General features: G+C 56.1%; 21 protein-coding genes. 8 read left to right on the top strand and 13 right to left on the bottom strand.

Features of this window, described 5'->3' with window-relative positions; genetic code table 11:
• Positions 1-119: 119 nt before the first annotated feature.
• The 7 genes from Q0932_RS05655 to pyrH all read right to left on the bottom strand — a co-directional run bounded on the left by Q0932_RS05655 (position 120) and on the right by pyrH (position 5,767).
• Positions 120-254, bottom strand: a complete 135-nt coding sequence (locus Q0932_RS05655; RefSeq protein WP_299350419.1) for a hypothetical protein — start codon at positions 252-254, stop codon at positions 120-122.
• A gap of 105 nt (positions 255-359) precedes the next feature.
• Entirely contained in the window at positions 360-1,703 is a 1,344-nt protein-coding gene (gene rseP, locus Q0932_RS05650; protein WP_299350418.1) for an RIP metalloprotease RseP, read from the bottom strand.
• A 12-nt stretch (positions 1,704-1,715) separates the two neighbouring features.
• Entirely contained in the window at positions 1,716-2,885 is a 1,170-nt protein-coding gene (dxr, locus tag Q0932_RS05645; protein ID WP_299350416.1) for a 1-deoxy-D-xylulose-5-phosphate reductoisomerase, read from the bottom strand.
• Positions 2,886-3,662: a phosphatidate cytidylyltransferase gene (locus Q0932_RS05640; protein ID WP_299350414.1), complete on the bottom strand. Its 777-nt coding sequence runs from the start codon at positions 3,660-3,662 to the stop codon at positions 2,886-2,888.
• A complete protein-coding gene (locus Q0932_RS05635) occupies positions 3,659-4,384 on the bottom strand; it encodes an isoprenyl transferase (RefSeq protein ID WP_299350412.1) in 726 nt (241 codons plus the stop codon). The genes Q0932_RS05640 and Q0932_RS05635 overlap by 4 nt, the downstream gene beginning before the upstream one ends.
• Before the next feature lie 24 nt (positions 4,385-4,408).
• A complete protein-coding gene (gene frr / locus Q0932_RS05630) occupies positions 4,409-4,975 on the bottom strand; it encodes a ribosome recycling factor (RefSeq protein ID WP_299350410.1) in 567 nt (188 codons plus the stop codon).
• A gap of 60 nt (positions 4,976-5,035) precedes the next feature.
• Positions 5,036-5,767: a UMP kinase gene (pyrH, locus tag Q0932_RS05625; protein ID WP_299350408.1), complete on the bottom strand. Its 732-nt coding sequence runs from the start codon at positions 5,765-5,767 to the stop codon at positions 5,036-5,038.
• Positions 5,768-5,877: 110 nt separating this feature from the next.
• On the opposite strand from pyrH, the gene miaA reads away from it, so the two are divergent.
• On the top strand, positions 5,878-6,759 hold the full coding sequence (gene miaA, locus Q0932_RS05620) for a tRNA (adenosine(37)-N6)-dimethylallyltransferase MiaA (protein ID WP_299350407.1): 882 nt from the start codon (positions 5,878-5,880) through the stop codon (positions 6,757-6,759).
• A 76-nt stretch (positions 6,760-6,835) separates the two neighbouring features.
• Here the strand turns inward: miaA and Q0932_RS05615 are convergent, their stop codons facing one another.
• On the bottom strand, positions 6,836-7,303 hold the full coding sequence (locus Q0932_RS05615) for a DUF1036 domain-containing protein (RefSeq protein WP_299350405.1): 468 nt from the start codon (positions 7,301-7,303) through the stop codon (positions 6,836-6,838).
• Here Q0932_RS05615 and Q0932_RS05610 point away from each other — a divergent pair.
• From Q0932_RS05610 to Q0932_RS05590, 5 genes are all read left to right on the top strand, one after another.
• Positions 7,254-8,447, top strand: a complete 1,194-nt coding sequence (locus tag Q0932_RS05610) for an AraC family transcriptional regulator (RefSeq protein WP_299350403.1) — start codon at positions 7,254-7,256, stop codon at positions 8,445-8,447. The two genes, Q0932_RS05615 and Q0932_RS05610, sit on opposite strands and share 50 nt — an antisense overlap.
• 418 nt (positions 8,448-8,865) lie before the next feature.
• Positions 8,866-9,951, top strand: a complete 1,086-nt coding sequence (locus tag Q0932_RS05605) for an ABC transporter permease (RefSeq protein ID WP_299350401.1) — start codon at positions 8,866-8,868, stop codon at positions 9,949-9,951.
• 14 nt (positions 9,952-9,965) lie between these two features.
• Positions 9,966-11,420, top strand: a complete 1,455-nt coding sequence (locus tag Q0932_RS05600) for an ABC transporter permease (protein ID WP_299350399.1) — start codon at positions 9,966-9,968, stop codon at positions 11,418-11,420.
• A gap of 104 nt (positions 11,421-11,524) precedes the next feature.
• On the top strand, positions 11,525-13,612 hold the full coding sequence (locus Q0932_RS05595) for an ABC transporter ATP-binding protein (RefSeq protein ID WP_299350397.1): 2,088 nt from the start codon (positions 11,525-11,527) through the stop codon (positions 13,610-13,612).
• 81 nt (positions 13,613-13,693) lie between these two features.
• Entirely contained in the window at positions 13,694-14,029 is a 336-nt protein-coding gene (locus tag Q0932_RS05590) for an antibiotic biosynthesis monooxygenase (protein ID WP_299350396.1), read from the top strand.
• 4 nt (positions 14,030-14,033) lie between these two features.
• Here Q0932_RS05590 and Q0932_RS05585 read toward each other — a convergent pair whose 3' ends face one another.
• The 5 genes from Q0932_RS05585 to Q0932_RS05565 form a co-directional block, all read right to left on the bottom strand.
• Positions 14,034-14,765, bottom strand: a complete 732-nt coding sequence (locus Q0932_RS05585; protein WP_299350394.1) for an amino acid ABC transporter ATP-binding protein — start codon at positions 14,763-14,765, stop codon at positions 14,034-14,036.
• A complete protein-coding gene (locus Q0932_RS05580) occupies positions 14,762-15,601 on the bottom strand; it encodes an amino acid ABC transporter permease (RefSeq protein WP_299350393.1) in 840 nt (279 codons plus the stop codon). The genes Q0932_RS05585 and Q0932_RS05580 overlap by 4 nt, the downstream gene beginning before the upstream one ends.
• An 18-nt stretch (positions 15,602-15,619) precedes the next feature.
• On the bottom strand, positions 15,620-16,435 hold the full coding sequence (locus Q0932_RS05575) for an ABC transporter substrate-binding protein (RefSeq protein ID WP_299350392.1): 816 nt from the start codon (positions 16,433-16,435) through the stop codon (positions 15,620-15,622).
• A gap of 100 nt (positions 16,436-16,535) precedes the next feature.
• Positions 16,536-17,681, bottom strand: a complete 1,146-nt coding sequence (locus Q0932_RS05570) for a cytochrome c peroxidase (protein WP_299350391.1) — start codon at positions 17,679-17,681, stop codon at positions 16,536-16,538.
• 93 nt (positions 17,682-17,774) lie between these two features.
• Positions 17,775-18,389, bottom strand: coding sequence for a lytic transglycosylase domain-containing protein (locus Q0932_RS05565; protein ID WP_299350390.1), 615 nt, complete (start codon positions 18,387-18,389; stop codon positions 17,775-17,777).
• 210 nt (positions 18,390-18,599) lie between these two features.
• Between Q0932_RS05565 and ssb the strand changes: the two genes are divergently transcribed.
• Both ssb and pepT read left to right on the top strand, forming a co-directional pair.
• A complete protein-coding gene (ssb, locus tag Q0932_RS05560) occupies positions 18,600-19,115 on the top strand; it encodes a single-stranded DNA-binding protein (protein ID WP_299350389.1) in 516 nt (171 codons plus the stop codon).
• Between the two features lie 14 nt (positions 19,116-19,129).
• Positions 19,130-20,377, top strand: a complete 1,248-nt coding sequence (gene pepT, locus Q0932_RS05555; RefSeq protein ID WP_299350388.1) for a peptidase T — start codon at positions 19,130-19,132, stop codon at positions 20,375-20,377.
• Positions 20,378-20,405 lie beyond the last annotated feature (28 nt).

Below are 20,405 nucleotides of genomic sequence, written 5' to 3'. Positions count from 1 at the left end.
TCAAAATGGCAAAGAGTCTATCCGGTCTGATGAGTTATCCACAGGCTTATCCACAAACGTGAAAGGACCCGCCTGCAAAAGCAAAACGGGTCACTCATCACCGTGGATCACGGGTTTGTTCAGAACAGTCCGCGCGAGCCGACGTAAGCCGCTAACATCAACCCCGCCAAGATCGCGGAGGGAAACAACAGGCGGTCCCAGTTGATATCCAACAACAGACTTATCGCTTTGTAGCCTTGCTCAATTGTGTGCATGGGTCCTGTCCCACTCTCTCATTGCTTTCCCAAGAAGTAGCCAAAGATTATGGCAAGAATGGGGCAGCTAGATGAAAGCTTGTTGTCGGGACACTGTCCAAGCGCCTAACAGCGCACGATATCGTTGAGCAGACCAAACGCCATAAGGCTCATGACGATCATAAGTCCAAGCGTCATCAGAACCCGTACGACACCGTCACTGGGCGGACGCCCTGCCACCGCTTCGTAGGCATAAAACACGAGGTGGCCGCCATCCAGCATGGGGATTGGAAACAGGTTCAGCATTCCGATGGCTGCTGAGAGCACCGCGATAAACCAGATAAAGCTCTGCACGCCCTGGCTGGCCATGGCACCCGACGTTTGCGCGATCCCAACCGGGCCTGAAAGGTTGCACGACGAAATCGCGCCAGTGATCATATGGTAGAGGCCCGAGATTGATCCCTGGATAATCCGATTAGTTTGAACCACCCCGCCATACAACGCGCTACCAAGCCCCAACGTCTCGGTCGCAGGCTCAAATGCCAAACCGCCGCCGATCCCGATCCGCCACGAGGTTTTGAACCCACCTTCGGCTTGCGGTTCATCCACGCGCCGCGGCGCCAAGGCAAACTCCAGCTCTTCTCCCATGCGCCAGACGGTCAGCAACAGAACTTCACCATTGCCGGTTTCAACCGCTTCCTTCAGCTCAGAAAAACCGACAATAGCCTGCCCGTTTACGGACGTTATGACATCGCCGACCTCAAGCCCGATTTCATAAGCGGCTGAGCGCGGTGACAAAGACAAAACGATCGGCGGATACGGGTAAGGCCCCTTCACGTCCAACACATCAGAACCGCGCTGGACGTTAAACGCCAAAGGCTGCTCTAGCGGGATCGCGTCCACAAAGGCGCTAAACCCTTCGCTATCTTCCAGGCCGGGGTTTTCCAGCCCTGCAATCGATAGAATTTCGTCGCCCGGCAACAACTCATGCGCCTGCGGAAGGCCATGCATTCCGCCAACCACCAATTTGTCGCCCACCTCGCCTTCACTCATAAAGACGGCGGCAAACACAAGTATCGACAGGATAAAGTTAAAGATCGGTCCCGCAGCAACTGTCGCTGTACGCGCCCACAAGGGGGCGCCATGCATCGTGTGACGGCGTTCTTCGTCGGTCATGGTCGACATCGACTCACCGTCCTTGCCCGAGGCAGCATTGGCGTCGCCCTTGAACTTGACGTACCCGCCCAGCGGAATGGCGGCGATCTGCCATTTGGTGCCGCGTTTATCGACCCGCGAATAGAGCACCGGACCAAAGCCCAATGAGAACACATCCGCTCCGATCCCTGTCCACCGTCCGACAATGTAATGGCCGTATTCATGGATCGCGACAATGATCGACAATGCGATAACAAAGGCGATCAGGATCCAGAATGTATTTCCAAAGCCGGAAAGCAGGCTAAAAATATCCACGTGTGTTCTCTCTTATTGCCGCTCTGCGATGACCGTTTCAGCCGTCTGACGGGCGATGTGGTCCGTTTCGTGCACGGTATCAAGGGTCATTTCGGCATTAATATGACATGCGCCGCCCCAAAGACGCGTCAAAACCTCTTCAACGACGCCAGCCATATCAAGGAACCCAATACGCCCTTCAAGGAAACCATCCAGAGCGATTTCCTTGGACGCATTAAAGGCCGCACCGCTCAGCCCGTCCGCCTCCATGACCTCATGAGCCAACCGCAGAGCGGGATAACGCTTAGGATCGGGCGCACGGAAATGCATCTGGCCGATCTTGGCAAGATCCAGACGTTCAACGGGCAGATCCCGGCGTTCAGGCCAATGCAGCGCGTATCCAATGGCGTGGCGCATGTCCGGAGGGCCGACATGTGCCATCAGCGCTCCGTCCTTAAACCCCACCAACGCGTGGATCATCGATTCCGGATGCACCAGAACCTCAATCATGTCATGCGGACACCCAAAAAACTCTTTGGTTTCAATTAACTCAAGTGCCTTATTAAACATGGATGCGCTGTCGATTGTGATGCGCTGCCCCATGTTCCAATTGGGATGAGATGACGCCTGTGCCGGTGTTGCACGCGCCATATCTTCAAGGCTCCAGTCGCGAAACGCGCCGCCGCTGGCTGTGATGATGATGCGCTCGACACTCGAGAAATCTTCGCCAACCAGCCCCTGAAAAACCGCCGAATGCTCACTGTCCACTGGAAGAATACGCGCGTTGTGTTTTTGGGCTGTACCCATGATCAGGGCCCCTGCGGTAACCAGAGACTCTTTGTTGGCCAGCGCCAATGTTGCGCCTTGTTCCAGGGCACAAAGCCCGGGTTTCAGGCCTGCCGCACCGACAATCGCGCTCATCACCCAGTCAGCCGGGCGACTTGCCGCGTCATCTATGGCATTTGATCCTGCGGCAGCTTCGACACTGCTTCCAGTCAAAGCCGCGCGCAAATCCTCGAACAAGTCTTCGTGAGCGGTGACCGCAACCTCGGCTTTTAGCCGGATTGCGTCGTCCGCCAGTTGCGCGATATTGCGCCCGCCGCTCAGTGCAACGACGTCATAGGCATCAGGATCACGGTCAATCAGGTCAATCGTGTTCTGTCCGATAGACCCGGTCGCGCCAAAGATCGAAACCTTGCGCATCTACTGGCCTGTCGGAAGCCCGACAATGGCCCCCATCAGCATGACAAACAAGGCCGCCCCCATCAGAGCGTCGAACCGGTCCAGCAATCCACCATGACCCGGGATCAGATGAGATGAGTCTTTGACGCCGGTACGCCGTTTGATGGCGCTTTCAGCCGCGTCCCCCATTTGCGAGAAGAAGGCCGTGGCCACGCTGACAAGGATCAAAGGCCAACTGCCAAAAAACGCACCAACTGCTGCGGCGGCCACCCAGCCCCCAACCGTGCCCGACCAGGTTTTCTTAGGGCTGACCTTGGGCCAGAACTTTGGACCACCAACGATGCGGCCGACGAAGTACCCGGCGACATCCGTCGCGATCACAACCAGTACCAGCCAAACAATCAGGCGAATGCCATTGAAGTCGCGAAGCAACATCAAACCCGTGCACGCCAGCATCAAGGTAACGGCATAAGCGCCATATATTAAACGATCTTTTTCGATTTGGGTCGCGCCAACTATTGCAGGTGCCAACAGAACTGGCAGCATCGCTTGGTGCGGCATTTCAGGTCCAATAAACAGGACAACTGCACTCAATACCCCCATTGGAATGGGCAACCGCGAGCTCGGAGATGTCATCATCCGGGTGAGTTCCCAGATCATGCCACCGCCAACTGCAGCGACAAGGGCATGGAACCAATAGCCACCCAGCCAAACCTCAACGGCACCGATTGCCACCATAACAATGGCCGACAGAATACGCGGCCCGAGATCGGCCCATTTCTCGGAAACTGCGCTCATGCTTTGATCCCGCCAAACCGGCGATCACGACTGCCAAAAGATACAAGCAACCGATGAAATTCTTCAGCTGAGAAATCAGGCCACAAGGTTTCAACGAATTCATACTCGGCATAGGCCGATTGCCATAATAGAAAATTCGAAATGCGTGCCTCTCCGCTTGTGCGGATCACCAGATCTGGGTCGGGCAGCACGCGCGTATCGAGGTATTTTGGCAGGGTTTCTTCATTTACGTCCTCGGGACGCAGCTTGCCATCTGCCACGTCACGGGCCAACCGCTTGGTGGCGCGGGCAACCTCGTCCCGGCTGCCGTAGTTTAGCGCAACGGTTAGGTTGGTTCCCGTGCAATGGCTGGTCAGCTCTTCGGCTTCATCCATTAGGCTACACAGTTTTTGGTCCAGCTTCACCCGGTCGCCAATAAACCGTACTCGAACATTGCGGCGCACGAATTCCTGCATTTCTTTGAAGATGTACCTCCGGAACAAGCTCATCAATCCCGCCACTTCGATTTGAGTTCTCTTCCAGTTTTCAGTCGAAAAAGCGAATATTGTCAGGTACTTGACGCCATTTTCCGGGCATGCCTCAACAATTTCCCGGACACGGCGAGCGCCGGCGTGGTGGCCAAACAGACGCGGCCGGTTCCGGGCCTGCGCCCAACGTCCATTGCCATCCATGATGATGGCGACATGGCGTGGACCGCCGGTTTCTTGGAATTCAGACCCCACGTTCGGACCCTCCGATACGCGCGATTAAACCTGCATGATCTCGCCTTGCTTGTTTTCAAGCGCAGCGTCGACATTCTTAATGTAAGTATCAGTCAGATCCTGTACTTCGGATTCCCAGATTTTCTGATCGTCCTCGGACATGTGACCATCGGTCTTGCCCTTCTTGATTTGATCCATACCGTCACGGCGCACGTTGCGGATCGCAACGCGGGCATGCTCGCCATATTGCGCAGCCACACGCGCCAATTCTGTCCGGCGTTCTTCGTTCAGTTCCGGAATGGGCAGCATCACGATCGTGCCGTTGGTTTGCGGGTTAATCCCGAGGCCAGAGTTCATAATCGCCTTTTCAACGGCGGAGACCAGAGACTTGTCCCAAACGTTGATCGTCACCATGCGCGGCTCTGGCACGTTGACGGTACCAACTTGGTTGATTGGCGTTTTCTGGCCATAAGCCTCGACCATCACAGGTTCCAGCATACTGGCAGACGCGCGGCCCGTCCGCAGCGAGGCAAATTCGGTCTTTAGCGCATTCATGGCGCCATCCATCCGGCGTGTCAGGTCATCAATATCAAGTTCAAAATCTTCGGACATGGGTTTGCTCTTGTGTTTTGCGACCAGATGGCCGGGATCATTTCGGTTAGTTTAAAGCGATCAGCCAACCTTTGTATAGGTGCCCTTGCCAGCAAGAATACCCCGGAAGCCACCCGGTTCATCCAGGCTAAAAACAATAATCGGTAGATTGTTGTCACGCGCCAAAGCAATGGCGCTGGCATCCATTACACCCAGGCGCTTGGCCAGAACATCATCATAGCTGACATGATCGTAGCGGACGGCGTCATCGAACTTTACCGGGTCCTTGTCATAAACCCCATCAACCTTGGTGCCTTTGAAAATTGCCTCGCAGGCCATTTCATTGGCGCGCAGTGTTGCTGCGGTGTCCGTCGTGAAATACGGGTTACCAGTCCCTGCTGCAAAGATGCACACGCGCTGTTTCTCAAGGTGACGCACGGCGCGGCGACGAATGTAGGGCTCGCAAACCTGATCCATTGGAATGGCCGAGATAACACGTGTGAACACCCCAATGCTCTCAAGTGCCGACTGCATCGCCAGTGCGTTCATCACGGTCGCGAGCATTCCCATGTAATCTGCCGTGGTGCGCTCCATGCCCTGTGCCGATCCGCTGAGACCACGGAAGATATTGCCACCGCCGATGACCATGCAAATCTCAACACCGAGGTCATGCACGGATTTCACTTCTTCAGCGATGCGCTGAACCGTCGGCGGATTAAGACCAAAACCCTGATCTCCCATCAGCGCCTCCCCCGAAATCTTGAGCATCACACGTTTGTAGGTGGTGTCGGTCACGGGGGTCGCGTCAGTCATGTTGCACTCCGGCTTCGCAAGGATTTAGGATCGCGCGCAAAATGTCGGAAAACCGGGTCAGGTTCAATGCGCGATTCGAGCACTATGCAGAAAATACCGGAAATGAGGCCATGAGCGCCCTTCCAAAGATCGCGACAGAGCAGCCGGTGTTGATCGCAGGCCCCACTGCGAGTGGAAAAAGCGCGCTGGCTTTAGAGATTGCCGAAGATCAGGGCGGCGTGATTGTGAATGCCGACGCGATTCAGGTTTATGACAATTGGCGTGTGCTAACCGCACGGCCATCGGCCGAAGACGAATCGCGCGCGCCTCACCTGCTCTATGGACACATCCCCGGCGACGCGGACTACTCCGTAGGCCATTGGCTGCGCGAGGTGGCTCCGCTGCTGACTGAGGGGGCGCGTCCGATCATCGTTGGTGGGACCGGTCTTTACTTTGCGGCATTGACTGAGGGATTGGCCGACATTCCGCCCACCCCTGCACACATTCGCTCCGAAGCCGATGCCCGCGTGCGTGACGAAGGTTTTGCCACACTACTAGAAGAGCTTGACCAAGAGACGGCCAGCCGGATTGATCGGCAAAACCCCATGCGCGTTCAAAGGGCGTGGGAGGTGCTGCGCACGACAGGGCGCCCGCTGGCTGAGTGGCAGGACAACACTCCACCTGCCCTTTTGCCTCTTTCAGACTGTGTCCCGATCCTGTTTGACGTCGACAAAGACTGGCTGAATGACCGGATTGCGCGGCGCTTTCAAATGATGATCGATATGGGCGCGCTGGACGAGGCCCGCGCCAACCTAGACACATGGGACCCGACGCTCTTGTCCAACAAGGCCATTGGTACGCCAGAACTGATTGCACATCTTCAAGGTGACATGGCCCTTGACGAAGCTGCCGAGGCTGCGACCATCGCCACGAGACAGTTCGCCAAGCGCCAACGCACATGGTTCCGCGCAAGAATGAAGGCCTGGCACAAATTCCAACCGCATGTGCTCTGAGCAATCCGCGTCCAGAACGCCACCACCGTCGCGCGCTGCATCTCGACCCAGATACACGCGGTTCGCAATTCTGGGTTTATTTCAGCGTCAGTGTATATTCCGGCCTGTCGCGCATAATCTCTTTTAGTCCGAATGACACAAGTTCTTCATCGTCCTTGCACGTGTAGTTGTCCCTCAGGATGTGCTTGAACTTGTTGTTCGGAACGCAGAACTTCCTGTCATCGTTTCCACTCCAATAGTAGCCGTCGTTGTCCTCGGCATAAAAAAGAAACTTTGCGCTGGAATACCGCCCAAAATTGCCATTGAACAGTTTGGAGCAATCACCATTGGGAATGTTACGCCACCCGGCAATGGTCCAGCTGTCATCGGTGTCCCCGGCCCGCCAAGCGTAAGCAACATCGACACTTGCCCCGGTTTCATTGCATATCGTGGCAGAATAATCGTCATTTCGTCTGCTTGAACTGTCGCTGTCGTCCGCAACGGCGCTGCTTGAGATGAGCGCGAAAGATGCAGCTGCCAGACAGGTTGCCCACTTTGATTTCATTTGCAAATTCCCCCTTACCTTCCAGAAGAATCAAAAATCATGCATTTTGGATTCGCAATATCTTTGTTGCGGTCGTCTGGTCTTCTTGTCCTTGCTCAGAGCATTTTTCGTCGCAGAACTTCTTTACGAAGTTTTCGGCGAGCCTCCGCTTGCGTCTTGCGCCTGCCTTGCCGAATCCGAACCGTGCTGGCATATCTGGGCGCCAATGTCCGAGAAGTCTTTACATATTCCATCATTCATGACCCGGCCCGGTCCAGGGATTGCCGCGCCAACAGGGATTGGAATGACGGCATCGGACCTCACTCAGACCAGCACCGCGACGCCGACGGCGCCCGTATCTGCGGTTAATGACAACCAAATTCGCATCATGACACTGGCGCAGATGACTCATAGCGGGACCTGGCAACTGGAACAGCTGCATCTCCGCGATCATCACCTTCTCTTGTGGATCACCCGTGGTCAGGGGCGGCTGCTGTTGCATGGGTTGCGCCGTGGGTTTGGCGCGCACAACGCAATTTTTATCCCGGCTGGAAAACTGCTTGCGATCGAGACCGGACGCCACATTCAGGGACAGGCGCTGATTATTCCGAACGACGGGCGCGTGCTGTTGCCCGACAGAACACAACAACTTCGGCTGCAAGACGGCCTCGCGCAGGCTGAACTGACCGGACTGCTAGAAGACTTGCGACGCGAAATTCATGAAAACCGCACCTACCTGACGGAATCGCTGACAGCGATAGCCTCGTTGGTTTCAATCTGGCTGCGTCGCCAGATGCAACTGCATGGCGCCCCACCCCGCGCCTCCTCTGCCGAGCGAATCGTGCGGCGGTTTGCGGATATTTTGGCCGAAACTTACTCTTCTGGTCGCCCAATGCAGGACTATGCGCGGGATCTGGACATAACGCCGACCCATTTAACCCGTGTATGCCGTCAGAGTTCAGGGTTGACTGCGGCAGATATGCTCAGCCAGGTCGTGCAGCATCAAGCTCGCATGATGCTGATCAAAACTTCTATTCCAATCAATGAGATAGCCGATAGTCTCGGCTTTGGAAGTGCCGCATATTTCACCCGCTTCAGCCAACAGCACTTTGGAGCGTCACCCAGTCAGGTCCGTAAGGCAGCGAGCCCACGCGACATCGCCTGACCGGGTAAGATTGTCGGGTTCCGACAGACCCAATGTCGCTTTTAGACCATTATTTGCCGATCAAGAACATTGACGTGTACCCCTTTCTCGTGCCGAATGCCCGTTACAAAATTTCTAAGCTGGGGCTCTGCACCGGCAAAAGAATGAATAACAGCGGTTGCCGCCGGTCTATTTGGCAGGATGATCGTACATCAGGGGGAAATACATGCTCGCACTCGCAAGCTGTTTCGTTGTGGCCAGTATTGGGCTGACGTGGGTTTTCCAAACCCAACCAAAGGCTGAGTCAATGGTGCAAAAATCTACCCGACGTTCCTCAGAAAAGACCTAGACGAACTGACACGCCGCCCCAATGTGGGCGGCTTTCATGCCTGTGGGGGAGACCGCATGGGGCTATCGAAACAGACCAACAGGGAAATTCATGGGACTGTTTATTCTTAGAAGGGTCGGAATGATGATCGTCACGGCAATTTGCCTGACCTTCATCGTGTTCTTTATGACCAACCTCTATCCAAACCTCGAAAAACTGGCAAAGACCCAAGGTAACTTCCGCATGTCGGAAGAGGCCGTGGAAAGCTATCTTGTTGATCGCGGATATTTGCAGCCAACACCGGTTAAATACTTGCAATGGCTGGGCGTCTTGCCCGGCTTTAAGCTGGTCAAAGAAGACGGCACTGTTCTGGGCAAATGCGTCCGCCCCGGTGTGTCAGCAGAAGACACCCCAAATTATTGCGGTATTTTGCAAGGTGATTGGGGTTGGTCGACTGTGTCCAAGGCGCCTGTCGGTGAAACCCTTGGCAAACGTCTGGCCAACACTGGCAAGCTGATGTTCTGGGTGATGGTCGTTATGGTCCCCTCAGCGCTGATCATTGGTGTTCTGGCAGGCATGAATGAAGGTAGCCGTACAGACCGTACGCTTTCGACCGTGTCGATCGCCTCTACCGCGACGCCCGAATATGTCTCGGGTGTTATCTTCATTGCGTTGCTGGCCTCAACAAGATTTGGTCTCGGACCCATCCTCCATGATTGGGGGTTGATCGAGGGCAAGGCCCTGTTCAAAGGCTCTGCCAAGACTGCAATGGACAATGTGACGTTGCAGAACTTTACCCTGCCCGTTCTGACCGTTGCGCTTTATGGCATGGGGTATATCGCCCGTATGACGCGCGCTTCGATGGCTGAGGTCATGACCGCACAGTACATTCGAACTGCCCGCCTCAAAGGCGTTAGCTTCCGCAACATCGTGATGAAACACGCGCTGCGAAATGCGCTGATCGCGCCCTTCACCGTTATCATGCTGCAGTTTCCCTGGCTGCTCAACGGCGTGGTGATCGTGGAAACGCTGTTCTCATACTCTGGCTTTGGCTGGCAGCTTGTGAACGCCGCGGGCAACAATGATATCGAGATGCTTCTTGCGGTCTCGGTGGTCTCGGTCGTCGTCGTTCTGGTGACTCAGCTGATCTCGGATATCGGCTATGTTTATCTGAACCCACGCATCCGCATTTCATAAGGAGGACCAGACTCATGGAACAATTGACCTGGACTGGTGCCCTTGGCCCATTTCTCAACCCGATATTCACTTACGTGGCCTACGCGTTCATCCTTGCGGTTGTCGCGCAGATTGTTGCCTCGTTCGTGTTCAAACCTGCCGCTGTCGGCGCGGTCATGGCCGGAACCGTAGCGGTTGGCCCCAAAGAATACGCCGACATGGCAGCAAAGTATCTGCTGCTCGCACTCATCGTCCTAGTCCTAATCTACCTTGCCGCAGGCATGGTGATGCCCTTTGGCAAGGCTGGGATCATCGGCGCCATCTCAGCTCGGTTTGCGCCGGTCTGGATCGCGCTTTTTGTGACCTTCACACTCTCGACTGTCTACAAGCGGCGGCTGGGACTGTACGGCAAATTGTTTGACTCGATGATCGGGATGATCGGCTTTGCCTTCGTGATGTTTTGGGTCTACACGGCGATCTTTGTCGGCGTGTTCAACATGATCAGCACCGGTGACGCGCTGACGCAGGTCTCGGGCATGAAGAACAAATTGCCTGGCACGCCCATTCGCGGTGTGGATCCTGAAACCTGCGGCACAGGTTGTTGGTATCTCTTAGGTGGTGACAACCTTGCGCGCGACGTCTTTAGCCGGATGGTGAATGGATCGGTCATCGTGATCGTGATTGCGCCCTTTGCAACGCTGTTTGCCTTTATGGGCGGCATCACTCTGGGCCTGCCGGCGGGTTATTTCGGCGGCAAGCTGGATACTTTCCTGTCCTTCCTTGCGAACCTGATCCTTGCCTTCCCGGTGATCCTGTTGTTCTACCTTTTGGTGACACCTGAGATCGTGGCGACAGGTATCCCGCATTACATGGCAATGGTTCTGTTCTGCTTCCCGATCGTGTTCCTGACGGTTCTGATCAACTCTCGCTTTTACACACGACCGTCGCTGCGCACGCCGCTGCTGGCGGGGATACTGGTTCTGGCGGTTTGGTTGTATCTTTCGGCCATCTCAGCACCCGGAACAGTCATCAATGTGTTGCCGGAATCCATGGACCTGTTCAACATTTCCAGCGGCATCCTCGTGGTGTTCGTCTCGGTGGTCTTTGTGAACTCGCCCACCGTGTTCAGGATCGTGCGGGGCCTCGTCTTGGACATCCAGACCCGCGATTATGTGGCGGCGGCGCAGACCCGCGGAGAAGGTCCTTGGTACATCATGCTTTGGGAGATCCTGCCCAACGCACGCGGTCCACTGATCGTCGATTTCTGTCTGCGGGTTGGCTATACCACCATCCTTCTTGGCACCTTGGGATTCTTCGGCCTTGGCCTGCCGCCGGAAAGCCCGGACTGGGGAACGACGATCAACGACGGGCGCAAGCTGTTGTCGATCTATCCGCACCCTGCTCTGGTCCCTGCCTTTGCCTTGTTGAGCCTGGTTCTGGGCCTCAACCTCTTGGCGGATGGTCTGCGTGAGGAAAGCCTGCGGGATTAATACAATGAAGACCGGGGGCCAGCCCCCCGGTCGCTCAACGTATTTGACCCGAGATAAAGAATAACGGGGCCAAGCCCCCAGAGCTCCAACAGGGAGACTGAACAATGAGTAAACTAGGTGATTATGACGGCCCGATCCTTGAGATCGACAAGCTGTCGATTTCATTCTTTACCCGCCTGCGCGAAATTCCCGCGGTGATGGACTTTTCGGTCCGTGTACAACCGGGCGAGGCCGTGGGTCTGGTCGGTGAATCCGGATGTGGTAAATCCACCGTGGCGCTGGGCGTCATGCAAGACCTTGGCAAGAACGGTCGCATCGTTGGCGGAACGATCAAGTTCAAGGGGCGCGATCTGGCCGAGATGTCCGATGAAGAGTTGCGCGACATCCGTGGCAACGAGATCGCCATGATCTATCAAGAGCCGATGGCCTCACTGAACCCAGCCATGAAGATCGGCAAACAGTTGATGGAAGTGCCTATGATCCACGAAGGTGTGGACGAGAAAGAGGCTTATGCTCGCGCACTTGAAGTGGTCACGGACGTGCGTCTGCCCGACCCCGAGCGCATGCTGAACTCATTCCCACACCAGCTTTCGGGTGGCCAACAACAGCGGATCGTGATCGCGATGGCGCTGATGTCCAAACCGTCGCTGTTGATTTTGGATGAACCGACCACCGCACTTGACGTGACAGTTGAGGCCGCCGTGGTCGAGCTGGTAAAAGATCTGGGCAAGAAATACGGCACGTCCATGTTGTTCATCTCACACAACCTTGGTCTGGTTCTGGAAACCTGTGACCGGCTCTGCGTGATGTACTCAGGAGAGGCGGTTGAGCGCGGCAGTATCGAAGACGTGTTCGACAACATGCAGCACCCCTATACACAGGCGCTGTTCCGGTCGATCCCCCTGCCCGGCGCTGACAAGAACGCCCGTCCGCTGGTGGCCATTCCGGGCAACTTCCCGCTGCCTCACGAACGGCCCAACGGTTGTAACTTTGGTCCACGCTGCGATTACTTCGAAGAAGGCCGCTGCGATGCCGGTGAAATCCCTATGGTCAACGTCCAAGGGTACGAACGCCACTCAACCCGGTGCCTGAAGTTGGAAGAGATCGATTGGAACGCCCCAATCGTGGCTGCCGAAGTCAAAGAAAAAGGCGAAATTGGCAAGGTCGTCCTCAAAATGGACAACCTCAAGAAATACTATGAGGTTGCAGCCAACGCGCTCTTTGGTGGCGGCGACAAAAAAGTGGTCAAAGCCAACGAAACGCTTTCGTTTGAGGCCCGCGAGTCCGAGACGCTTGCCATTGTGGGCGAGTCTGGCTGCGGTAAGTCGACATTCGCCAAGGTTCTGATGGGGCTCGAGACCGCCACCGAAGGGGAAATCCTCTTGGATGGCAAGAATATCGAGCAAACTTCGATCGAAGACCGCGACACCCAAACCGTCGCTGACGTTCAAATGGTTTTCCAAAACCCATTTGATACGCTGAATCCGTCGATGACGGTGGGACGCCAGATCATGCGCGCGCTGGAGATCTTTAAGATCGGCAACAGCGAAGCCGACCGGCGCAACCGCATGCTAGAACTGCTCGATCTGGTAAAGCTGCCGCGCGAGTTTGCAGATCGCATGCCGCGTCAACTTTCGGGTGGTCAGAAACAGCGCGTCGGCATTGCGCGCGCCTTTGCAGGTGGCGCACGCATCGTGGTGGCGGACGAGCCAGTGTCAGCGCTCGACGTGTCTGTTCAGGCGGCCGTAACCGACCTGTTGATGGAAATTCAGCGTGAAGAGAAAACCACGCTTTTGTTCATCAGCCACGACCTGTCGATTGTGCGCTATCTCTCGGACCGGGTGATGGTGATGTATCTGGGCCATGTGGTCGAGTTGGGCACCACAGATCAGGTGTTCTCACCCCCGTATCACCCCTACACCGAGGCGCTGCTGTCTGCGGTCCCCATCGCGGACACCTCGGTTGAGAAAACACACATCGTTCTCGAAGGTGACATTCCTTCGGCCATGTCGCCGCCTCCGGGCTGCCCCTTCCAGACGCGGTGTCGCTGGAAGTCCGAAGTGCCGGGCGGTCTGTGCGACCAAGAGGTGCCACCGGTCAAAACGCTGGCAGACGGCCACCAGGTCAAATGCCATCTGGCCGAGGATATCCTCGCCAAGATGGAGCCGGTCATCAAGATCGCTGCAGAGTAACAATCAGGATAAAACCCTGTTTTTGGGATTGGGGCCTTCGGGCCCCTTTCTTCTTTCTGGACGCCCGGCTATCGTCGCCTCATGTCACGCTTTGCCCCCATGCCCGACCCGCCCTATTACGCCGTCATCTTCACGGCCCAACGTACCGAAGGCGATCATGGCTATGGTGCCATGGCTGACAAGATGGTGGACATGGCAGCGGAACAACCCGGTTACCTTGGGATCGAGACAACCCGCGATGCCGCCGGGTTGGGCATCACGATCAGCTATTGGGAAGACGAGAACAGCCTGATGGGCTGGAAACAAGTCTCGGAGCACCTCTTGGCTCAGAAACTGGGCAAAGACAGATGGTATTCCTATTACACGCTGCGCGTTGCCAAGGTGGAACGGGCCTACGACGGCCCCGAGGGGCGCTAAGCTCTTACAGAACCTGAGACAGGAACTGACGCGTGCGCTCTTCTTTGGGCGCATCGAACAGCTGGTCCGGCGTGCCAGCCTCAAGGATTCGACCGCGGTCCAGGAAACAGACTTTATCGGCCAGTTCGCGTGCGAACCCCATTTCATGCGTCGCGAAGATCATAGTGATGCCTTCGGCCCGCACCGCGCGCAGCACGTCCAGCACCTCAGCGACCAGTTCCGGGTCCAGCGCTGACGTAATCTCATCAAACAGCAAGACCTCGGGCTGCATGGCCAGCGCACGGATGATGGCCACGCGCTGTTGCTGCCCACCTGACAATTGATCCGGGTAATGCCCCATGCGATCGGCCAGCCCAAAGCGTTCAAAAAGTGTGGTGACAGGCGCCTCAAGCTCCGCCTTGCTAAGGCCCTTTAGCCGGCGCGGGGCCAGCATCACATTGTCCGTCGCGCTCATATGCGGGAACAAGTTGTACGACTGAAACACAAGTCCAATACGCTTGCGAACTGGTTGCGGGTCCAGTCCCGGTTCGGAGATATCGACGCCATCCAACAGGATTTCTCCGTCGTCAATTGGCTCCAGCAGGTTGATGGTTCGCAACAGGGTCGACTTGCCTGATCCGGATGCTCCGATCAGACAAACCATCTCGCCCTTGGCGACATCCAGATCAATACCTTTCAGCACGTGATTGTCCCCAAAGGCTTTCTGAACGTTGGTCATGCGCAATAGCGGTGTCATTGTTCCAGCCTCCGACGCTTGTGCATCAGGTAATCGGCGTATCTTGTCGCCGGAATCGTGATGGCCAGAAAGATCAGCGCCGCACCAACATACGGTGTGAAATTGGCATAAAGCGATTTGTAGACACCGGCCTGACGGAAGATCTCTACCGGTCCAACAAAGGACAATAGCGCCACGTCTTTTTGCAACGCCACGACAAGGTTCATATTTGCTGGCACCACGTTGCGCAGTGCTTGCGGCAGGATCACAAACCGCATTGTGTCTGACGTCGTTAACCCCAGCGACAGGGCTGCAGACCGCTGGCTTTTGTGGATCGATTCAATGCCGGATCGGATAACTTCGGCTACATAGGCCGCATAGACCAGGATCAGCGCCAGCGAGCCCCAGATATAGGGTGAATTCCAGGGTCGCGGCAGTCCCAAACCGGGAATACCAAACCCAATGAGGTAGATCACGAGGATCACAGGAAGCCCGCGAAACACATCCGTATAGATGGTTGCGAATAGTCGCAGAGGGTATAAAGCCGGTCGCTGAATATCCCGGCAAATCGCGACCGCCAGCCCTAACAGGGCGATCAGTGGCAGCGACCACGCAAAAATCGCAATATCCAGAAGAAACGCATTTAGAAGCCCTGGAAACGTCTTGGCAAAAACACCACCATTGAAAAAGCTGCGCTTGACCGCCTCCCACCCTGGTGCCAGTGGCACCAGAATGACGATGGCGGCCACAACGGCCAAGGTCGAAAGCGCCGCAATCCGCATAGAGCGTTTGCGCAACGCGGCCTCGTAAGCCGCCCGCTTACCCTGCGGTGCGGGCGGTTTGATCGTTTCAGTCATTCTGATCGCGGTCCCGGATTACTTGATAACAGGTACGCCGGTCGCGGCTTCCAGCCATTCGGCTTCGAGTTCCGCCAGTTTGCCCGAGTCTGTCAGCGCTTGGATCGCCTCATCTACGCAGGCTTTGATTGGGTTGCCATCCTCCATCAGCGCCCCGAACTGATCCGGGTTCTGCGATCGATCGGCAGGAAACTGGCCCAGCAATGCCCCATCGTTCACAACAACAGCAGACAGGTACAGCGCTGTTGGCAAATCGAACAAGGCCGCATCGATCTGGCCCGCCTGCATGGCTGCCGTGACATCCGCGTTGTCGCTGTAAAGCAGTGTCGACTTTGTCGGGCCGACAACATCGTCGATCATGGTCGCGCCCGTCGTGCCCGCCATCGCACCCCAGATCAGATCCTTTAGCGCATCAGGAGCCGGGTCTCCGACCTTTTCAGCAATACTCTTTGTCGAGAGAATGGCCATTGGTGAAGAATAGTATGGGAGCGAAAAATCAACCATTTCCTCGCGTTCTGGAGTGATCGAGTATTGCTGCATGTTAAAGTCAAAGTTCTTTGAACCCGGCTGAATCGCTTCATCAAAAGATGTCCGGACCCAAGTCACTGCACTGTCGTCAAAGCCCATTTCATTGGCAATCGCATAGGCCACAGCGGCTTCAAATCCCTGTTTGCTTTCAGGGGCATCGTCCATCACCCAAGGGTAATAAGCCGGGTTTCCGGTCGCGATCGTCAGAACGCCGTCGGTCAGGGTTTTACCAACACTGCATTCGGCGCCAGCCGAAGCAGATGTGGCTACGAATGCCGCGCAGACGGCCGTCAGAACTCGTTTCATGTCAGATGCTCCCAGTGAAGTTGGATTTTGATTTCATGTCGCCACCTTTACCGGCCAGAGTCCAGATGTTTTTCTGGGTCATTCGCCCTGTCGCTGGCCGTCAGTCGCTTAACAAATGCTCATAGCGGGCATCGGTCAGCGTTCTCATGAAGGCCACAAGCGAATCGACATCGGTATCACTCAGGTCTTCACCTTTTATGAGTTCTGAGACCGCCAGCGTTTTGGGAACTTCGGGTATGCGCCAGCGTATGCCGGTGGCTGGATTGATTTGGCGGTGCTTCTCAAAGCTTGTGTATTTCAGATAGAAACGCACCACGGTCTCTAGGTCCTCAAAGACGCCATTGTGCATGTAAGGCCCCGTGACCGCGACATTGCGCAGCGTTGGGACTTTGAACCGTCCCGCTTGCGCCGGGTGGTCTACGTCGGGGTGCTCCAAAAGCCCGCGATCGACATAATTGTCTGGTTGCCCAGTGGCTTCGCGTACCGCGACATTCACCGGTGTTCCGATGTTGTGGTAGCCATAGTTGGTAAAGGTTTCGCGGCGGTCATCCGCGCGCAGCTGTGCCTGATGACAGAGGCTACAGTTTGTCCTGTCGGGATCAAAAAACAACATCCGGCCACGCTCTTCTTGTGCGCTGAGGCGTATTTCACCTTTCAGAAACCGATCATACTTTGAGTCAAACGGGGCAAATACATCTGTGCGCTCAAAGGCGGCAATCGCTTGGGTCATGGCGTCAAACGCAGCGTCCGGGTCCCGCCAGATGTCTGGGTCAAAAAGGGTGGTGAAGGCGGCGACATAATCGAGGTTACGTTGCAGACGATCAACGATGCTGGCGCGGTCTGGCATCGCCATTTCAATTGGGTTCAAAGGCGGCCCTGCGGCTTGCTCTTCCAACGACGCCGCGCGCCCGTCGTGGAAAAATCCTCCTTCATAGTTACCGCTTTCCGTGCGGCGAAAGTCTGGCGTCAGAGCGGCGTAAGTCAGAGTTGGCGCATTGCGGTCTCCCAAAGAGATATCATCGTCGCCGAGGGAGACAGCGCGACCCACTTCGGTTTCGCGGGGATCGGTAAATGCCCGTTCCGGATCGTGACAGCTGGCGCAAGCCAATGTGCCATTGGCTGATAGATCTGTGTCAAAAAACAAAGCTTCGCCAAGAGTTTCCAGCGACCAATCCCCGCCCTCGGCCATCACAAAAGACGCGCTCATCAGGTTTAAAGACAGGGTCAAGACAAGAACGTGTTTCACCAGCGGTGCTCCGGGTCAGATTGGCACAGATCTATCGTGCCATCCCTGCGGCGCCCTTGACCAATGACAATTCTGGGGTGACCTCCACGCAGATCAACTGCCCAGGATCACCCGAACATAGTTTTGAGTTTCTTTGTAGGGCGGCACGCCGCCATATTTGCGCACAGCCTGCGGACCCGCGTTATACGCTGCCAGCGCCAGGCGCCATGAGCCAAAACTGCTGTATTGCCGGGCAAGATACCGCGCGCCGCCATCAAGGTTCTGATAGGGGTCCAATGGATCGACATTCAGGTGTCTGGCCGTCTCGGGCATCAATTGTGCAAGGCCCAAAGCGCCTTTGTGAGACTTAGCCGTCGCGTTCCAGCCAGATTCTTGCTGGACCAGCTTCAGGAACATGTCGACAGGCACACCATTGCGCAAGGCCGCCTCGCGCGCCATCGCAAGATAAGGGCCATTGTATTTGCCTTGAAAGCTGCCATCACCCCATTTGGACGGCGTATAGACCTTGACCGGCTCCAAGCGCACCGCCGAGCGATATTGGTCCTTGGCCCGAGTATCGAGAACTTTGGTCTGAGAGCGGAACGTGGCCGACGCGGACTTGGACTTAAAGACCTGCGCCACTACGGGCCCTGACAGGCACAGGGATGCCAAAACAACGCAAAACACTGTGCGCGTACTGCCTCTGACAGCCTCAATTTTGTTCATCATGCCCGGCCCCACCGTAGATGTTGCGGGACTATATACCCAAAGTTTTCCCAATTTCCAGTTTCCTGAATCACTGTATTCCGTGAAAGCGCTGAAATTTGCCGACGCCTTGAAGCATTTTTCTTGCCAAAGTGACCCCATTAACCTTGTTCTAACCTTGTTCAGATGGTCTATGCTGAGCCGAACAACACAAGATTCTGAAGGAGCGGGCACATGACCGGATCGGTGAACAAAGTCATTCTGGTGGGCAATCTAGGAAATGATCCCGATGTGCGCACGTTCCAGAACGGCGGCAAGGTCTGCAACATCAGTGTTGCAACCTCGGAAACCTGGAAAGACCGCAACACCGGTGAACGCCGTGAACGGACCGAATGGCACCGCGTTGCAATCTTTCAGGAAGGTCTGGTCCGCGTGGCCGAGCAGTACCTGCGCAAAGGGTCCAAGGTTTACATCGAAGGTCAGCTGCAGACCCGCAAATGGCAAGACCAGTCCGGCAATGACCGCTATTCAACCGAAGTCGTCCTGCAGGGCTTTGGCGGCACGCTGGTAATGCTGGACGGCCGCAGCGGCGGTGGTGACGGCGGCGGCTTTGGCGGTGGTGGTCAAGGTGGCGGCTACGAACAAGGCGGTTATGGCGGCGGTTACGATCAGGGTGGCGGCCAGCCCAGTGGCGGTCAGGGTGGTGGCAATGCGCCTTCCCGCGACCTTGATGACGAAATCCCGTTCTAAGCCGGACCTTACCGATGACAGATTTTCCCGACTTTGACCGCGCTCTTGAAGCGCGGCTCGTTGCCTATTGTGCAATCGACAGCCAAAGCGATGAGATGTCCCCTACGCAACCCAGTACAGCCATTCAGCTGGACATGCAGCGCCACCTCATGGCCGAATTAGAGCATATGGGTGCCAGCGACATTGAACTGACTGAGTATGGCGCGGTTCTGGCAACTGTACCCGCCACGTCCGACACTGCGCCAGACATCGGGTTTTGCGCGCATGTGGATACGGCCCCGCAGTTCAATGCGACAGATGTAAAACCGCGTGTCTTTCGCAAATGGGATGGTCAGGACATCACCTTTCCTGATGCCCCCGATCTGGTGCTGAGCCCCAAAAACCTGCCTTATCTGGCCAGCAAGGCCGGCGATGACATCATCACGGCCTCGGGACTGACTTTGCTGGGCGCGGACGACAAGTCCGGTGTTGCGATCATCATGACCATGGCGGAACACCTTTTGTCGACGCCCGGGATGACCCACGGGCGTATCCGTTTGGCCTTTACCCCGGATGAAGAAATTGGGCGCGGTGTGGATGACCGGCTGCCTGCGGATATGGGCGTCGATTTTGCCTATACCTTGGACAGTTCGCGCGTGGGCAGCCTCGAATATGAGAGCTTTTCGGCTGATGGCGCCATCGTCAAAGTCACCGGTGTTTCGGCACATCCCGGGTATGCCAAGGACAAGCTGGTGAACGCGCTGCATGTGGCCGCCGATATTGTGGCACGCATGAACGTAGATGGCCAAACGCCCGAAACCACCTCGGGCCGCGAGGGATTTGCGCATGTCTATGCGATGGAAGGCGGATCATCTGACGCTGAATTGCGGGTTCTTTTGCGTGATTTCGAATTGGACGGGCTGGCAGCCCAAGGGGACCGTTTGAATGCGGCCTGCGCGGCGGCTGAATCTGCATTTCCTGGCGCAGTAGTGACCTGTGATATTTCCAAACAATACCGCAATATGCGCTATTGGCTTGAGAATGACATGACCCCCGTCGATATCGCCAAAACCGCCTTTGAGGCCGAAGGGGTCAAGCCTAAAGTGGACATCATCCGCGGTGGCACGGACGGGTCTCGGCTAACCGAATTGGGTGTGCCCTGCCCCAACCTATTTACGGGCATGCAGGAAATTCACGGACCGCTAGAGTGGATCAGTGTACAGGACATGGCCGTCTCAACACGGATATGCCTGAGACTGGTGCAGCACGCCGCCAAAACCTGAGTAAAAGCCAGAGACTTCGCTGCGTTTC

It is taken from the genome of uncultured Shimia sp., from assembly GCF_947498095.1.
Lineage (GTDB): Bacteria > Pseudomonadota > Alphaproteobacteria > Rhodobacterales > Rhodobacteraceae > Shimia.
The sequence above is the reverse complement of the archived record's forward strand: the minus strand, read 5'-3'. Positions and strand labels throughout refer to the sequence as shown.

Excerpts from the sequence above, each read along its gene's own strand:
- Q0932_RS05655 (WP_299350419.1), bottom strand. The coding sequence starts at position 254 with ATGCACACAATTGAGCAAGGCTACAAAGCGATAAGTCTGTTGTTGGAT.
- dxr (WP_299350416.1), bottom strand. The coding sequence starts at position 2,885 with ATGCGCAAGGTTTCGATCTTTGGCGCGACCGGGTCTATCGGACAGAAC.
- Q0932_RS05640 (WP_299350414.1), bottom strand. The coding sequence starts at position 3,662 with ATGAGCGCAGTTTCCGAGAAATGGGCCGATCTCGGGCCGCGTATTCTG.
- frr (WP_299350410.1), bottom strand. The coding sequence starts at position 4,975 with ATGTCCGAAGATTTTGAACTTGATATTGATGACCTGACACGCCGGATG.
- pyrH (WP_299350408.1), bottom strand. The coding sequence starts at position 5,767 with ATGACTGACGCGACCCCCGTGACCGACACCACCTACAAACGTGTGATG.
- miaA (WP_299350407.1), top strand. The coding sequence starts at position 5,878 with ATGAGCGCCCTTCCAAAGATCGCGACAGAGCAGCCGGTGTTGATCGCA.
- Q0932_RS05610 (WP_299350403.1), top strand. The coding sequence starts at position 7,254 with ATGAGCGCGAAAGATGCAGCTGCCAGACAGGTTGCCCACTTTGATTTC.
- Q0932_RS05615 (WP_299350405.1), bottom strand. The coding sequence starts at position 7,303 with ATGAAATCAAAGTGGGCAACCTGTCTGGCAGCTGCATCTTTCGCGCTC.
- Q0932_RS05605 (WP_299350401.1), top strand. The coding sequence starts at position 8,866 with ATGGGACTGTTTATTCTTAGAAGGGTCGGAATGATGATCGTCACGGCA.
- Q0932_RS05600 (WP_299350399.1), top strand. The coding sequence starts at position 9,966 with ATGGAACAATTGACCTGGACTGGTGCCCTTGGCCCATTTCTCAACCCG.
- Q0932_RS05595 (WP_299350397.1), top strand. The coding sequence starts at position 11,525 with ATGAGTAAACTAGGTGATTATGACGGCCCGATCCTTGAGATCGACAAG.
- Q0932_RS05590 (WP_299350396.1), top strand. The coding sequence starts at position 13,694 with ATGTCACGCTTTGCCCCCATGCCCGACCCGCCCTATTACGCCGTCATC.
- Q0932_RS05585 (WP_299350394.1), bottom strand. The coding sequence starts at position 14,765 with ATGACACCGCTATTGCGCATGACCAACGTTCAGAAAGCCTTTGGGGAC.
- Q0932_RS05580 (WP_299350393.1), bottom strand. The coding sequence starts at position 15,601 with ATGACTGAAACGATCAAACCGCCCGCACCGCAGGGTAAGCGGGCGGCT.
- Q0932_RS05575 (WP_299350392.1), bottom strand. The coding sequence starts at position 16,435 with ATGAAACGAGTTCTGACGGCCGTCTGCGCGGCATTCGTAGCCACATCT.
- Q0932_RS05565 (WP_299350390.1), bottom strand. The coding sequence starts at position 18,389 with ATGATGAACAAAATTGAGGCTGTCAGAGGCAGTACGCGCACAGTGTTT.
- ssb (WP_299350389.1), top strand. The coding sequence starts at position 18,600 with ATGACCGGATCGGTGAACAAAGTCATTCTGGTGGGCAATCTAGGAAAT.
- pepT (WP_299350388.1), top strand. The coding sequence starts at position 19,130 with ATGACAGATTTTCCCGACTTTGACCGCGCTCTTGAAGCGCGGCTCGTT.